General features: G+C 46.0%; 12 protein-coding genes and 1 pseudogene. 5 read left to right on the top strand and 8 right to left on the bottom strand.

What is annotated here, in order from left to right; translation table 11 throughout:
- Positions 1 to 289 precede the first annotated feature (289 nt).
- From ABD796_RS19265 to ABD796_RS35680, 4 genes are all read left to right on the top strand, one after another.
- Positions 290 to 1,471, top strand: a complete 1,182-nt coding sequence (locus ABD796_RS19265) for an MFS transporter (RefSeq protein ID WP_344910637.1) — start codon at positions 290 to 292, stop codon at positions 1,469 to 1,471.
- Between the two features lie 12 nt (positions 1,472 to 1,483).
- A complete protein-coding gene (locus tag ABD796_RS19270) occupies positions 1,484 to 1,942 on the top strand; it encodes a heme-degrading domain-containing protein (protein WP_344910638.1) in 459 nt (152 codons plus the stop codon).
- A gap of 616 nt (positions 1,943 to 2,558) precedes the next feature.
- Positions 2,559 to 3,293 (top strand): IclR family transcriptional regulator, encoded by a 735-nt coding sequence (locus ABD796_RS19275; RefSeq protein WP_344910641.1) that lies wholly within the window; start codon positions 2,559 to 2,561, stop codon positions 3,291 to 3,293.
- Between the two features lie 18 nt (positions 3,294 to 3,311).
- Complete coding sequence (locus ABD796_RS35680; protein WP_379117297.1) at positions 3,312 to 3,614, top strand: GerAB/ArcD/ProY family transporter; 303 nt, start codon at positions 3,312 to 3,314, stop codon at positions 3,612 to 3,614.
- Between the two features lie 338 nt (positions 3,615 to 3,952).
- Here ABD796_RS35680 and ABD796_RS19280 read toward each other — a convergent pair whose 3' ends face one another.
- The 8 genes and pseudogenes from ABD796_RS19280 to ABD796_RS19315 form a co-directional block, all read right to left on the bottom strand.
- Positions 3,953 to 4,141, bottom strand: a complete 189-nt coding sequence (locus ABD796_RS19280) for an S-layer homology domain-containing protein (RefSeq protein WP_344910643.1) — start codon at positions 4,139 to 4,141, stop codon at positions 3,953 to 3,955.
- A gap of 262 nt (positions 4,142 to 4,403) precedes the next feature.
- Complete coding sequence (locus tag ABD796_RS19285; RefSeq protein WP_344910645.1) at positions 4,404 to 10,598, bottom strand: metallophosphoesterase; 6,195 nt, start codon at positions 10,596 to 10,598, stop codon at positions 4,404 to 4,406.
- Positions 10,599 to 11,480: 882 nt separating this feature from the next.
- Complete coding sequence (locus ABD796_RS19290; protein ID WP_344910647.1) at positions 11,481 to 11,990, bottom strand: NUDIX hydrolase; 510 nt, start codon at positions 11,988 to 11,990, stop codon at positions 11,481 to 11,483.
- 125 nt (positions 11,991 to 12,115) lie between these two features.
- Positions 12,116 to 12,571 (bottom strand): DinB family protein, encoded by a 456-nt coding sequence (locus ABD796_RS19295; RefSeq protein WP_344910649.1) that lies wholly within the window; start codon positions 12,569 to 12,571, stop codon positions 12,116 to 12,118.
- Between the two features lie 73 nt (positions 12,572 to 12,644).
- Positions 12,645 to 12,962 carry a hypothetical protein gene (locus ABD796_RS19300; protein ID WP_344910651.1) on the bottom strand — a complete coding sequence of 106 codons (318 nt, stop codon included), beginning with the start codon at positions 12,960 to 12,962 and terminating at the stop codon, positions 12,645 to 12,647.
- A 324-nt stretch (positions 12,963 to 13,286) separates the two neighbouring features.
- Entirely contained in the window at positions 13,287 to 13,757 is a 471-nt protein-coding gene (locus tag ABD796_RS19305; RefSeq protein ID WP_344910653.1) for a hypothetical protein, read from the bottom strand.
- Positions 13,758 to 14,265: 508 nt separating this feature from the next.
- Positions 14,266 to 14,343, bottom strand: a pseudogene (locus ABD796_RS19310) (phage tail protein); the annotation flags it as partial.
- A gap of 150 nt (positions 14,344 to 14,493) precedes the next feature.
- Complete coding sequence (locus ABD796_RS19315) at positions 14,494 to 14,823, bottom strand: ArsR/SmtB family transcription factor (protein ID WP_344912887.1); 330 nt, start codon at positions 14,821 to 14,823, stop codon at positions 14,494 to 14,496.
- Between the two features lie 62 nt (positions 14,824 to 14,885).
- On the opposite strand from ABD796_RS19315, the gene ABD796_RS19320 reads away from it, so the two are divergent.
- Entirely contained in the window at positions 14,886 to 15,215 is a 330-nt protein-coding gene (locus ABD796_RS19320) for a DoxX family protein (protein WP_344910655.1), read from the top strand.
- The last annotated feature ends 42 nt before the right edge of the window (positions 15,216 to 15,257 follow it).

Below are 15,257 nucleotides of genomic sequence, written 5' to 3' on the forward strand. Positions count from 1 at the left end.
CTGTTCATCAGAGGCCTTGACTCCAGGGTGTATAAATTAAATATTTTTCCTTTGGTGCAGTATTCCGGTTTTCCTTGCCGCGTTTCGTTGTTGCTGGATTCACAAGTAGACAACGTTTAATCCCTGGCCAACTAGTCTGTACTGCCCACGAAACTGTTGCCATCATAAGTCGGAACTCTAATTCCTATTTGTTTCATCTTAAAAGTTTCTATTATAGAAACCCTTACTCTTTATTTGAACTTTTTTTATCACTCATTTAGTATCAGTCTTATAAATGGGGGGTGGAAAAATGTCTTCAAATATCTATGTTGCACTGTTTTCCCTTGCGGTTAGTGCTTTTGCCATTGGAACGACAGAATTTGTAATTGTCGGTCTCCTGCAGGAAGTAGCCGCTGATCTCGGGATAACCGTAACAAAAGCAGGAACGCTAATCTCGTGGTATGCAGTGGCAATTGCTATTGGCACACCAATTGTGGCGGTTCTTACCGGTAGATTTCCTAAAAAGGGATACTTGGTGTTCCTCATGCTAGTGTTCACTGCCGGGAATGCCCTGTCCGCGATAGCTCCTTCTTATTTATTGCTGCTCTTGTCACGGATAATTACAGCCGTTGCGCATGGCGTGTTTTTTGCCGTTGCAGCGACAGTAGCTGCAGATATGGTCCCGGTTACGAAAAAAGGGACCGCTATCTCCATCATGTTCACTGGCTTAACCTTCGCTACCATTATGGGCGTTCCCCTTGGTACGTATATCGGACAGCAATTCGGCTGGCGGATGTCATTCGCCGTAGTGGCCGTATTGGGACTGATTGCTCTGCTGGTCAATCTCATAGCGGTAAAAAAAATCCAGCGTTCGGAGCACTTGCCAACCTTGAGGGATGTAGGGAGCTTGATCGTCAACCCCCGAATCATTGCGGCATTGGTAATGACGGTACTGGGTTTCGGCGGCACCTTTGCAATATTTACGTACATCTCTCCTATACTAGAAAAGGTCAGCGGGTATTCCGCATCATCCATTTCAATGCTGCTTATGGTATACGGTATTGCCGTGGCCATCGGTAACATTGTAGGGGGGAAATTAGCAAACGGGCATCCTGTAAAGACGCTGCGATTCGTATTTCTGTTTCAGGCCAGTGCCCTACTGCTGCAAATATGGCTTCTGCCCAGCAAGACGCTCAGCATTCTGTCACTCCTTTTGATGGGCTTGTTCGCGTTCATGATGTCATCAGGCGTACAGGCCTACATTCTAATGCTTGCTGAAAAGCTGGTACCCTCGGCTAAGGATGTCGCTTCTGCACTCAATATATCCGCTTTTAATATCGGGATTGCTGCTGGTACGGCATTGGGCGGGATTGCGGTAGACCATATGCATATTATGGACACTGCCTGGATCGGTGCAATTATGGCTGGGTTCGCCTTTTTACTGGCCGCAGTAAACTACAAGCTGGATAAGAAACAAAATATAATTCGTTGAGGAGAGAGAAAAATGGATTTGAAAGCATTGGACCGCGAAGAGCAAGAATTGGAATTTACGACTTTTAGCCATCAAGACGCCCTTACGCTTGGAAACCGGATTGTGCAGTATGCCCAAGAAAAAAGTGTGGCTGTGGCCGTGCATATCGAACGTAACCGGGTTCCCGTGTTTACGCATCTGATGGATGGCACCTCGGAGGAGAACTACCTGTGGCTGTTTCGCAAAAAACGGATCGTCGATCATTACAACCGGAGTTCAGCCTACATCGAGACGCGCTTTAACCAAAATGGAGCTACTCACGAAGAACACTCTTTGCTTCCCGCTGCAGACTATCAGGCGATCGGCGGTTCTCTCCCCATCCGGGTCGAAAATGTTGGCGTGGTCGGGTCTGTTACAGTGGGAGGATTGACCGGCGAGTTGGATCATGCTTATGCAGTTGAGGGCATTCGCCTGTTTCTGAAAGGAAAATGAGTGGTCGAGGTAGGTCAAAAAAAGTACACTGGGTTTTAGAACACCCAGAAAATACATCCTGGGTTTATGGTGTTCAGATATTCGGATATTTAGACGAGAGGGTTGGGCGTAATGCTCTGCCCTCTCTTATCCGTGCGTTTTCGGTTCAAGCATTTGTGAAGAATTTCGTAGCAACCGATGCGTCGAATAGCGCATGATTTGGAGGTATTTTCACACTCGTAGAGAATATCGGGGATAATTTCTGCATTATCACGTGAATTGTGGATTTCCGACAAGCTCAAACCTTTTGAAGCGTATATACATCCGCCCACCATTGATGGATGGTTTGAAAAAGGCACATTGTATCGACAAAATAGGGAAGAATCAAAGGCAATAGCCGGTGAAGATCAATGACTATTTTTAAAAAAATCTTTTCGTCCAATATTATTATCATTTGTAAGCAAATGAGGTGGTCCGACAATAGGCCCAAGCTGTACAAATTCATTCCATACAAGCTAAGATGAAAGATGATTATAGCATGATAAAATCAAAAAAATCTCCATGTTGCAAGCCAAGATAACTGTACTGATGTTCTGTTCCTGAAGGCTGGATTAATAACATGCTTAGAGGTGAAGCAATGGATCAATATGAGGTTGCAACCCTAAAAAAAGGATTGCTAATTCTTGCCGAGTTGCAGCAAGGGGAACCCATGAGATTGACTGAGATTATGCACCGCTTTAACCTGAACAAATCAACAACCTTTCGTCTGCTGTATACGTTGGAAACGACAGGTTTTATTCAAAAAGAAGGTCATACTTACAAAGCCTCAGAAATAAGGGAACAATATTCTTCGTCTGTTACCATCAGACTGAATTTGCTAGTAGTTCCTCCCCTGCACCAATTAGCGCAGGAAATTGGCGAAACTGCCTATATAGGTGTTTTGCACGGAATGAAGGTCATGACGGTTCAGGTAGTGGAGGGGAATCATGCCGTACGTAGCCATTCCCGTGTAGGTGATTCTGCTTATGCCCATCTGAGTGCCTTTGGGAAAGTTATCCTGGCGCACCTGAGTGATGAACAGCTGAATGAAATGCTTACGCACCTTACCCGGCACAAAGCAACAAAACATACCTTTGACGACAACCACTTGTTAAGAGAGCATCTAAAAGTAATTCGCCAGCAGGGATACGCCATTGATGATCAAGAAACAGAAATAGGTTTACGCTGTATCGCTGCACCAATCTTTTATAACGGCAATGTAATCGCGGCGGTGGCCATTTCCGGCCCTGCTGCACGATTAAACCGGAAAAGAGATCGTGCTGTAAGTAAAAAATTGAGGGAATGCAGCGCTCAAATATCCGGTCTGATTTGAGCCCGCTTATCTTTAATCTTGCGACAATATGCGGATTTTGTTCATTCCGCCTTATTCATGGCTACTCCATTTTGGTTGGTTGTCCTATTCATGGCGTTTGTTATGGTATACGCGGTGTATGGAGGTCTCCATATCGTCGGACGTTGCAGTGAAATCATCGGACCTCTCATCATCTTTAACATAACATTGTTCAAGATCCTAACCATCGTTAATTATCGCCCAGAACGTATTCTTCCACTCTTACGAATCGAGGGCTTTATGTCGGTGTTAAAAGGTAGCACTTTAGTTTTTTCATCAAACTGTGCCTCTACTTGTTTATGACAAGTTACGGAGCGGCTCAGTTGTTTCATATCAGAAAATGGCAGTACTTGATTTGGATCGTAGGCATCTTGATCATAGCTGTCACTCTATTTCCAAGAAATGTAGACGAGTCTCAAATAAATTACCCCCTCAATTCTGGAGAAATATCGCCTTCCCCATTTTTCTATTCGGAATTCCACTATTGCTATGGATGATCGGGCACTCGAAATCGAATGAAAAGATCCGACCAGTTGGAAGATCCGAAAAGTTAATATTGTCATGACAAGAACGAATGTCCGGCAAGCGGCCGGATTACCCGAAGGTACTCCGCAGCCGCCCGCCGGACTTTTGCTTAACGTTTATTTCTCAATCGCTCCAAGGGAGGTCAGCACTTGCAGCAGCATCGTCGCCGCTTGGCCGCGGCTTGCTTCGCCGAACGGCAGCAGCTCGCTGTCCGTCACGCCTTGCATCCATCCTTTACGAACGGAGGCGGCCACCGCTTCCTTCGCCCAAGCCGAGACTCTCTCCAAATCGGCAAAACGGTCCATTGGCTCCGGCCGGAAGCCGCAGGTTCGAACGAATCCCCTTGCAGGGCGGCAAACCGCTTGAACAGAACCGCCAGCGCTTTTCCTTGTCCTTGTGCGCGGTGCCATTATGGATATATGTTCTTGTCCTCCTACATCGGAATAAGTTGTATCGATTTCCCTCAATTTTTCATTGGAACTTTCACCCCAAAGCTGGCTTCCATGCTAGGCCTACTCATAAAGAATCTCCCTTTGGAATTAACCAAAGGGAGATTCTGCAATACGTTTACTTAATTGAGGCCTTAATAAAGTTAGTAAATATTGTAGCAACGCTTGCTCGATCAGCATTGGCCTTTGGTGCAAATGTGTTTTCACCTACACCACTGATAATGCCATTGCCCTGGATCTGTGTTACGGCATCCTTCGCCCAACTGCTCACTGTACTTGCATCTGTAAAAGCTGGCCGGTTTGTGCTTGCTAGCTGGATTCCCTTATATTTTATATAGTTATTAATCATGACCGCCATCTGCTCACGAGTGATTTGTGCATCAGGGTCAAATCTTCCATTGCCTACCCCTGAAACAATGTTCTTATCTGCTGCCCAAGCAGTTGCCTTGCCATACCAAGCATCCATGTCAACATCTTTAAATTCGGATGTCTTGTATCCGGACAGGTCCGCTCCCTCCATATTTGCAATTACCATGGCAAACATAGCTCTTGTCATTTCAATATTTGGCGCAAACTTACCATCGCTTACACCACTAAAGAGCCGGCGAGCTGTTACAAAGTCTACTGCCTCTGCATACCACTGATTGCTTGCGACATCCTCAAAGTTTACTTTATTGTAGCCGATAACAAACTTTGAGAAGTGGCCGAGCGCCATCTTTACTGTACTTGTTGCAGCATCAAATCTGCCCATTACATGTTTGAGATTTCCGTTAATATCCAAATAATAGACGACTATTGAGTTTGTATTTTCTCCTTCTTTTAATGTATAGGGAACTGTTACGGTTGCATAGCCGCCATCGAAGTTTGATATCTTATCGTTGCCGCTTGTTACCGTAAAGTCAAACACCGGTCTGTCCGCAACCATTTCTAGGATAGCCGCTGGCACGGAAAGTGTTCCCGGGTCTACAACACTTACTGAAACTTTTACATCATCCTTGGCTGCACCTGCAATCGTTGTTAGCACCTTATTGTCAAAGGTAATCGATGCGACCGGTGTAGCAATCGTAAGTGCTTCCGCCTTGCCTTCGGCTACTGCGCCTACAGATGCTCTTGGAATAGTCAATTCAATTGTCTTCGCATCTGCCGGAGCTTCTACCTTGATTTCAACCGTACCGCTTGTGGCTTCCGCAAATGCAATGGCATCTGTTACCGCTTTTTCTGTAACTGTTGCAAAAGCTGCGGTGCCTGCATCAGTTTGTTTAATTTCCGATGGTACTGTTACCCGGTTTTCGTCCGATTTTGAAGGCTCTGGTTTTGAAGGCTCTGGGTTTGGAATAGTTGTTCCATTGTTATTGCCAGTACCACCACTACTGTTGTTGCCGTCGTTGCTGTCACCGCCGTGGTCTTCTCCGTTCGGTATGTTTTCAAACTCGGCCTTCAATGCAACCTGGCTAGCGGGCATCGTAAATGTAAACGGATTTGCTGTATAGCTTTCATTTGCAAGACCTGCCGCTGTCCATTTTACAAAGCGTTGTCCGTTAGGAACAATAGCCTTTACCGTAACTTGCTCGTTCTCCTTAATCTGTGCAGGACTGTCTACCGCAGCTCCACCTACCGTAATTGTACCACCATCAACAGTAAGGGCAGATACTTTCCTATCCTCTACAAGTAAAGGGATGGTGTATTCACTGGAGTTCAAGTCTGCAAAGGTAATAACGAGATCATATGTCCCCGGAACCAAATTACCATACTCCGGAAGTTTATTGATGTCGTCATGGGCAATTTCAAGCCGTTCCGGCGGCGCGCCATAGCCTGTGCTTGGGAACCAATAGCAGCCGGCGGCATCAAGAACCAGTGCATTGTCCTTCATGATCTTTACGCCTTTTACCGCTTTCCGCCAATTCTCAGGCTGAATACCCAAAGCGCCGCGTCCAAAGTCTACCGTTACCCAAATATGGGCTTCATCCCCCTTGTTGTAATAGGCACTCGTTGAAACAAGGCTTGGAGCAACACCGGAAATAGAACCGGAAAGCTTGAAGGTGACGTCTATCGTGTGCACGGCGGTAACATTCGTAAAGATATACTCGCCTGCCGCAGCAGCTGCAGCGTCTGCCACTCCGTCAACTTTTACCGTGTCAATCTCGTAATATTGGTTTGGAGTGAATGTAAATTTCTGATTCTGTCCACGCTCGACCAAAACATATCCGTTTGGAGAAATCGTCCCGCCTGAACCTGAAGTTGCAATAATGGTTACGAAGCTATCTTCCTCTCCGCCGCCGATTTGAATAGTTCTAGGTACGGGTACGTTGTTCGTTGCATCCCAATCCCAAACGTTGGCAAAGTCCCAACCAAGTACCTCAAAAACTGTTTTTTGCGCAAAATCGGAAGCCGTTTTTCCGACAAAAGTAGCGGGAATTCCTGTGGGTAGTCCACTTGTACTTAACTTATTACTGTCAAAATAGTTGACTTGATTTTGGTCGATGATCGGCCTGCTGCCAGACCAATAGCCTGCGATTTTGCCAGGTGTTGTCCCGTATACGGCATTAATCACCGTGTTTCCATTTAGGGTTTGGAGCAGACTGCCTGAAGAACCGCCCATATCACCAACAAATGCACCTACATATTGGGCTCCGACCGGCCCTGCAACCTTACCATTCACATAGTTATTCAAAATAACTTTTCCGGTTGTAGTATCTCGTTTGGTAAGAGGCGAACCTGAGCTGTTCCAGTTCGTAGTTCCAATCAACCCTCCAACTGGACTTCCATAAACTTCTGCGGTTACGGAACTATTTTGCACCGTTCCCGCATGGAGCAAACCTACAATACCGCCCGTATTCCCGGCACCGGTTACTTTTCCTTCCACAGAGCTGTTTTCAATCGTGCCAATGGAAGTTCCCGCGATAGAGCCTGTGATATTGACGCCGGTAATATCTACATTCACTAATTTAACATTCGCCACTCGGCCGCCTGCGCCTATATAAGCAAAAAAGCCGGTGTTATTGTTGCTGCTTGAAATTTTTAAATTTCGTATTGTATAACCTTTCCCGTTAAATGTCCCTATAAATGGAGTCTGAGTGGCGCCTCCACCGATTGCCGAAAAGGTCACATCGCTCATATCAATATCCGCCGACAATTCGTACTTTCCGTCAATCGGATAGGCGGTGGTGCCAAACCCTGCCGAAAATGCAACCAATTCGCTTGCTGTTCCGATTTTTATGGCTGACGAGCCGCCGCCGGCAAGAGGTGTGACTTTAGCTGTGGCGGAGCTTGTTGCGACTCCATTGTAAAAACCGGTTCCTGTGGCAACGGTGCGCAAATACATACCTACATCCGCCGCTTTGATCGTATAATTCGATGATGTTTCTCCTGCAATGGCTGTCCACACCGTACCGTCCGCCGAGCGTTCCCATCTGAAAGAAGCGGTAGCGTTAGAAGGAGTAACGGCTGCACTCAAGGTTTGTCCTTCTTTAGCAATTCCTGTAACGGCAACATTCGTTATGGTCAACTCGTTGACGTCCTGCGGGACCTGAGGATAAGTCCATGTCGACAAATTAGGAGTCCGCGGTTTATTCGTGACAAGTGCGTTGGTATCCCCGCTTACCAATGTGCCATTGGAATCAAATCCTTTGCTCGTCACTCTGATTTCGGTCGGTGAAATCGAAATATTTGCAAATCCCGGTCCTATTGCTCTTACATCGACATAAGCCATTTTTGAAGCGTCCCTATTGTTGCTTACGAAATAAGGTCCGCGTCTGTCGTTATTTCCGGAATAGTTCGTAAGATAGGTTGTTCCGTTGCCATAAGTCTGTGGCTCAATGTTTGCGCCATTCGCATACAGCTTTGTACGGACATAGAGATGGTCGTGTCCCGCAAGCACCACATCAACTCCCGCTTCATCGAAAGCGTTTGTCCAGGATGCGACAGGGTCTGCCATACGATACCCAAAAAGAGATTTATGTATAATCGCAACACGCCATTTGGTCGGGTTTTGTTTGACGACCGACTTCATCCAATCCTGCTGCGCTTTGATTTGCGCGGCACTGTTCTGGTCCTGGTAATCCATCATCAAGAAAAGCGTGTCGCCATAAACAAAGTAGTAGTTGCTGGACTCGAACTGCATTTTGTCCATACCCGCTACCATTCTTTGCGTCCCGTCGCCGCCGCCGTAAAAGGATGCGCCATTTTTAGGCGGATTGTAGCGTCCTAAAAGATTTTGCAACGCGGGGTCCACCGGGGCCCAGCTGTTGTTAGGCGCCCAGCTATTGCCTGCGCCGTCGTACTCATGATTTCCTGTCCCCATGTACAGTGGCATACGCGCAAACGTATTCGCATTGGACTCAAAAAAACCGTCCCATTCCGAGGTATCGAAACCATAAGTGACCTGGTCGCCCGAGCTGACAATAAACGAGGCATTCGGGAAATCATCAAATGCTTGATTAAGAGCTTTAGCATTGTGACCATCATTATTGTTACGAGCTGCATGTACGTCAGTAACCCAGTTGAAATTAAATGTATCGAGATTGCTGGCAGGAGCTGTAAAGCTGGCCGGTGATGCAACGCTTGTAACATTCGTTTCACCGTCGCCAACGGAATATACATATTCCGTTCCAGGCTCAAGTACGGCCGTTTCCGCCTTATGGCTTTGTATAGGCGCAACAGAGTACGCAGTCCCTGCGCTATTATAGTTAGCTTTTGAGATGGCGCTTGAAAGGTCTACCGTTTTATTCGTTCCCACAACAACATCTGTAAATTTTCCGCCATTGCTTTCAAAGTCTGATTTTTTAGCGTAATACAGTTGCGTTGTCTTCGTTGTTATTGGCGTTACCCAGTTAAAGCGTGCAATATACTTGCCTGTTTCTTGCTTAAACGAGTCGAACAAGAAGGTTACGGAGGTAGGCGCATTGCCGCCGCCTGTCGGCTGGGTTATCTTATTCCCTGATTTGGTAATGGTGAATGTATCGATGACTTGGAAAGGATTCTCAGAGCCAGTAGCTTTATAGTACGCTTTATAGATTATCGCATTGCTCGTAACCTCCACCTTGCTGTACACACCTGGCGAATAGATGGCCCCTCCGCCCGAACCCGCTTTGTTGATGCGAAGGTCATAAAAGAAATCGTTCCAGGATGTGTCGCGGCTGGGGTCCAAACTGTAGCCATAATTGTAAACCGATCCGCCTATGACATAGGTAGGAGCTTCGCCGAGTTTTGCTTTTTCAAAGCTTCCTGTACCCGACGCAGTAGAAGTTGTCTTTAAAGTGGTTCTAGCATAAGCATGCTCATGACCATTAAATACCAAATCTACGCCTGCATCGGTAAGTTTTTTACCCGTTACATTGTCGATTTGATAGTGACTTGAACCTGGGTCATAAGGGGGGACATGAAGGTAAACGATTTTCCATTTCTTAGCGGTCGTTGAAGTCTCATCAGCCAAAAATTGCCACTGAATAGCGTTGTCAGCGGAAGAAGCAAAGGAATTAAGAGAAATAAACAAGGCGTCCCCATATTCAAAGGAATACACGGTTCCTTCAGCAACTGAAGACAGTCCGCTTGGTTTCCGTAAAGATTTATGGTTAAATCTTGCTTTATACTGTACAAAATCTCTGTCATAGGATGCGCCGTCATGGTTACCCGGGGTTGCCATGATGGGTAGCGTATCTAAAAGATTTTGAGCTGCATCAAAGAAATACTGCCATTGGTCGGAAACATTCCCATCCTCTACTACGTCACCCATATGAAGAAGAAACGCAGCATCCGGTTCATTTGCCTTAATATAGTCGTATAACTTGGCTGTATTGTCAAACGCGCTTACAGATGTCCCCTGTGTATCAGGGGTGATCACAAAAGAAAACGGCTTCTTGCCGTCAGGATCGACAGGAGAGGTAAAGCTAGCTATAGCGCTATATCCGCTACTTGCGTTGCCAACTTTATAATAATACTTTGTTTCAGGAGTAAGATCCTGAACAATAACGTTAAAGGAATGGATAGCTTTAAAGCCAGTCCGCCTATTCTCTGGAAAAATATCCGTGGCCTCTGGAGAAGTCATTGTTGCGCTTTTTATTACACCACCAACCAGGTCAGGTGATGTACCATAAATAATTTCTGAATTATTCACTGTCGGATCGGTTACCCAATTAAAGCTCATCGCCGATTTACCTGCTTCTGCGCCTCCGGCCAAACTTATTGCAATTTGTGACGGAAGTGCGGCAGGCGCTGCTGCAAACGCTGTCATAGGCGATGCAAGGCCAGAAACTGTTAAAAGCACTACTAGAATGGCTGCGATAAGTCTTGTCGTAGATGTTATTGCTCTGTACACTCCAAGTAATTCCCCTCTCAGTAAGATATACGGCCATTATGATTGTCATTTATTAAATCCGATGGACTTTTACGTTAAGAATACGTAAAAATCTAATATCCTTGCACTTGGCTGCGGTAGGCGCTCACCAGCCCCGTTCGGGACTTTCACCCTAAGATGACGCCCATCCTGGGCGTACCAAAAAAACCACAACGCGAGGATGAGTCGCATTGTGGTTGAAATAAGACTAGTTATTCCGAACAATTTGCAGGTTGTTTCATCTTGTTTTAAACATTAACAAGACTGTAGGGCTGTTGTTGAGAAACACTCCAATATTTAACCCATAGGATTGCCGCTTAGGCAAGCTAATGCTTCCTAATTACTGCGGCAAACCTATGCTTCCAAGACAAAGCCCTCTTTTTTCAGGGACTCCTTCGTTACTTCCTTTCCTATTTGCCACTGAACTAACATTCTCCGTCGTAATTATGAGGTCGCGTACTTCAGTAAAGTTTTTGTCTCAACCTGGCCCTCCTAGAGTGACTGGATGTATCGATCATTTCGCATTTCACATTACAGAAGGACCACTACCGCGTCAGAAATAGTTCTACGGTTTTTAATATTTTCATTACATCAAAAACACGTCAATGGAAGGAACATTCTATGATATGTTTTGTCATTCAAATTTTCTTGGATTTTTTATATACTCTTTTTGTTTTCTTGACAGCCATGGCCGTTCCCTCACTCAGCTACAGCTCACCGAATGATCAATTCGCCCGGCGCCAGTGAACGTAAATCCGGAAGCCGCGGCTGAAACAGCGCTAAACTGCACGTTCAACAAACGAAAAAAGGAGCTCCTGCGTAGGAACTCCTCACTATCGTACCTGTTAGCATAGCAAGAAAGAGCTATTTTGTTTCAATGACTGGCAGGGCATTTACACGGTGCTTTAAATAGAACATGATCGCGGCAAGGTCGATGTTAATAAACTGCACCGGATCGTTATGTATTCGTTCCGCCAGTTCGTCTATGGGAATCCAGCGAGGGTTTTGCGTACGGTCACCTTCTTTGAGCAAATCACCTTCTGCCCGGCAAATAAAATAATAACCGACTGAATCGATGCCTCCTTTAATGGTCTGGTACGCGGCAAATGGCCGAATACATTCGACAGCATAATCCGTATTGATCCCTTCCGTATCAATACGTGTATCTTCTCCTTCAATCCAAGTAACATCGAGACCGGTTTCTTCCTTTACCTCGCGACGCAACGCAGCTGTTAAGGACTCGAACTGCTCCACCCCACCTCCCGGCAACTCCAGTTGCTTCGGTTGATTCGGCTTGTTACGGGTTTGCACTACAATTTCGGTTTTCCCATCACGTTCACGTTCTACAATGGCACGGGCATTGACAAAAAACAATGGCACTCTCTCCTTTTTAAAATTGGTAATCATCTATTTAAAATTCGTTATTTTCTACAATTTCCCTGCACATCCATTGAGCCGTTAGCGCAACGAAGCAGTTGATGGATGATTATTAGGCCCTGTTAGAGCCTCGCGAACGTGATGTAATCGACTTGGACAGGCTCTGCCGATTCGCTCCGAAGTGCCCGGTTGATCTGTCCCCGGTGATATTGCCCATGTAAGAGGACCTGCGACAGGATGTCCCGGACGGACGTTCGGAAGGGAACCCCGCTCTGGTTCGCATAGTCGATCATCTCGTCCAACTCGGATTCCTCGAGCCCTTCGATATAGACGCGATATTGCTCGGCGTTTTCTTCGAACATCGTCCGGATCGCCATCAGGTCTTCCGCTTCCTCCCACAACGAATATTGCGCGCTGCCCTTGCCCTGCAATCGGGACAGCCAGACTCGTTCCGCGACCGCGACGTGCCGAACTAGCCTCAGAAGGTCCTTATTTTTCGTCTCACTCTCCTCGAGCGCGTCCAAGATGCGTCCGTCCGCCCAGTACAGGTGGTCCATCATGCACTTGATCGTCTTCATTTCGGTTTCCCCCTCTTCGTCTCCTCAATTACTTGAACCTACTGTTATTCGTTAGTTTAATGGATTGACCTTTTCAGTTAAGCCCAAGTAAACGTTCTATTTTACTTATCCACCCAGGCTTATAAAAATAACTTGTTGGAACACCTTGATAACCTTCATCGTCCCAACCCTGTTTTTTAAAGTGCTCAACACGTTTTCCTGGGGCATCTGTTGGGGTTAGTGCTGCATCTTTTATAAAGAACATATCACAGACGACACATCTTAAGTAATCGATCCGAATACCTGTGCCATAAGCTGTTTCGAACCAATTTAGTTCGTTACTACAATTAGGGCAGTAAAGTGTGTACTTATCTCTTAGCCAGCTAGTAAGCGCCATTAAGTTTGACCTCATTCTTATACATATTCTCCTTACGAATTCGGCGAAGTTACTATTCGATCCTGTCCGCTAACGCAACGACGGCAGCCGAACATTTTCACCGGCTGGGTTGTGTAACGATTGAGCTGGGCTAGTGAGTAATAATTCAATGCATATATGTTAGTAGTATCCTCTCGAAACTAAAGTCTTGTGCAGTGTGTCAACCAGTATCTTTTTGTAGCGTTTAAGAATGCGAAACCCTCTTCAATTAGCCCCAATGCCTTTTCCGGTGATTGTTCTTGTGGGTAGTAAGACTGCACCGAACAAAGGAAGTTTGCCGCCATGTCCCCTACCTCTAATTCATTGGAGAGCAGAGAGACCGCCTCTTGTTTTTTCAGATTCCATATACGAATGCCATCTTGATGAATTACAGTAAGTAACTGAAAAACAACAGGCCATACTACCGTGTCGCTTCCGGCTCCAACAATTGCCCGGCCAATAGTGAAAACTACCGGGAATAGGCGGCAAATATTTATTAGTTTTTGGAGATATAACACTGAATTGAATGTAACGGAACGGATGAACGTCAATTTCGCTTAATGCTTTATGGAGATTGATGCAGGTTTCAATAGGCAATGTATCTGATTCGTTAAGACCTGCTTCATCCACATAAAGCACGTAATCGATATCGCTACTACCAGAAATGATACCACCTTTAACAGCTGAACCTTGTACTATCAACCCTCTAAAAGAGGACTTAACATGATTTAACATGATTTCACGCACAGCTAAATTGATTCGTTGAGCAGCTGATTGAATGGACTCTTCCAATTTGATCACCTCATAACTGACATAGAGAAATTATGATATCGTCTCAAATTGTAACTAGATTGTCAATCTTTTTCGAACTGTATCAATAAAGAGTATTAAGAAAAGGCAGCCGATTATTCTGGCCGGCTGCCGTCGTGGTATCTTATTCAACTATCGTCCCGTTGGCGTAGCGTTACTCGTTACTGCCCTTCGGTTTGTTCCATGATAATAAATATCGGTAATAGAAGCGGCGTCGCAGTATTGCCCCTGGCAATACCTCATGAGCCACTCGTCCAATCTCGATTAATGACTCTTTAGGATGGTTTCGTTGATAAGCTTGCAAGCGATCATCACTAGTAATTGAATACAGGAGCGGCTGTTCCGGTGTGAAGTCCGAAGCAGCCGCTCCTAGAGGTTCCGCCTGGTCTTACCCATTAAAGCGGGCACACGTTTTTGATTCGCTAGACGCACCCTGAAGCAAAAAAAGGAAGAACTCGAACTGGCTCTTCAAGGCTATTCCTAATTCGAAACCTGCAAGCGCTTTCGCAACGGGTGAAGACTCTAGACCAATCGTAGACACATTTTTGAAATCAACGATATAGGCCATCTCCATCCTCCTCGTATCCATTTATTTTCTGTTAACTGGATCGATATCCTAGCTGCGCTGAAGCGGTTGATCAAGATGCAGATGGACCGTTCCGTCCTTATCTTCTTTCTTTGAAATCGTTGTCCTGAAAATCGAGCGAAAGATCTTGCTTCATTCCTGTTCCTCTCTAAGAAGCTGATCCAGACGAACCATATTTTGTTTCCAAAATTTCTCGTAGTACGATAACCAGTCCTGAAGTTCCTTCAGCGGTGCGGGATTAAGACGGTTTCGCGTCTCACGGCCGACTTTACGCTCCGTCACAAGGCCTGCTTCCTTCAAAATCATCAAATGCCCGGAAACAGCGGTGCGCCCCATCGCAAAATGCGGAGTCAACCGATGGAGCGGCAATTCATCTGCATCCGCCAGCAGTCGAATGATTTCGCGCCGGGTCGGATCGGCCACGGCGTAATAGACATCCCGTATCTGTGCAACTGCGCTCATCAACTCCAACTCCCTCGTATGAAATTAAAAAGATTAGTGCTTTGATTATAGGACAGTAAATAGTGTCTAGGCAACAAAGCGGAGGAATTGGGGAACTAACTCATCAATGGGGGACGCTCGATACAGTGGAGATAGTAAAGTATCCGGTGTACTTTCTGACCATTATCGGAATTTGGAAAGTACTTGGGACGATAGCCATTCTCGTGCCGCGCTTTCCTCGGCTTAAAGAATGGGCGTATGCAGGCATATTCTTTGGAATGATAGGCGCAGTTGCATCCCATGCATTCGTGGGGGACTACGGGGCTTATGCGTATCATATTTGGAGCACTCTAGGTCATGCAATCCTAGCTCTCGCCTCATGGGCGCTACGTCCGAAGAGCCGCAAACTATAAGGAGGTGATGCGTACGAGAAAATCCTATCAATGAGTACCATG

The organism is Paenibacillus hodogayensis (genome assembly GCF_039536325.1).
GTDB classification, from domain to species: Bacteria; Bacillota; Bacilli; order Paenibacillales; family NBRC-103111; genus Paenibacillus_AB; species Paenibacillus_AB hodogayensis.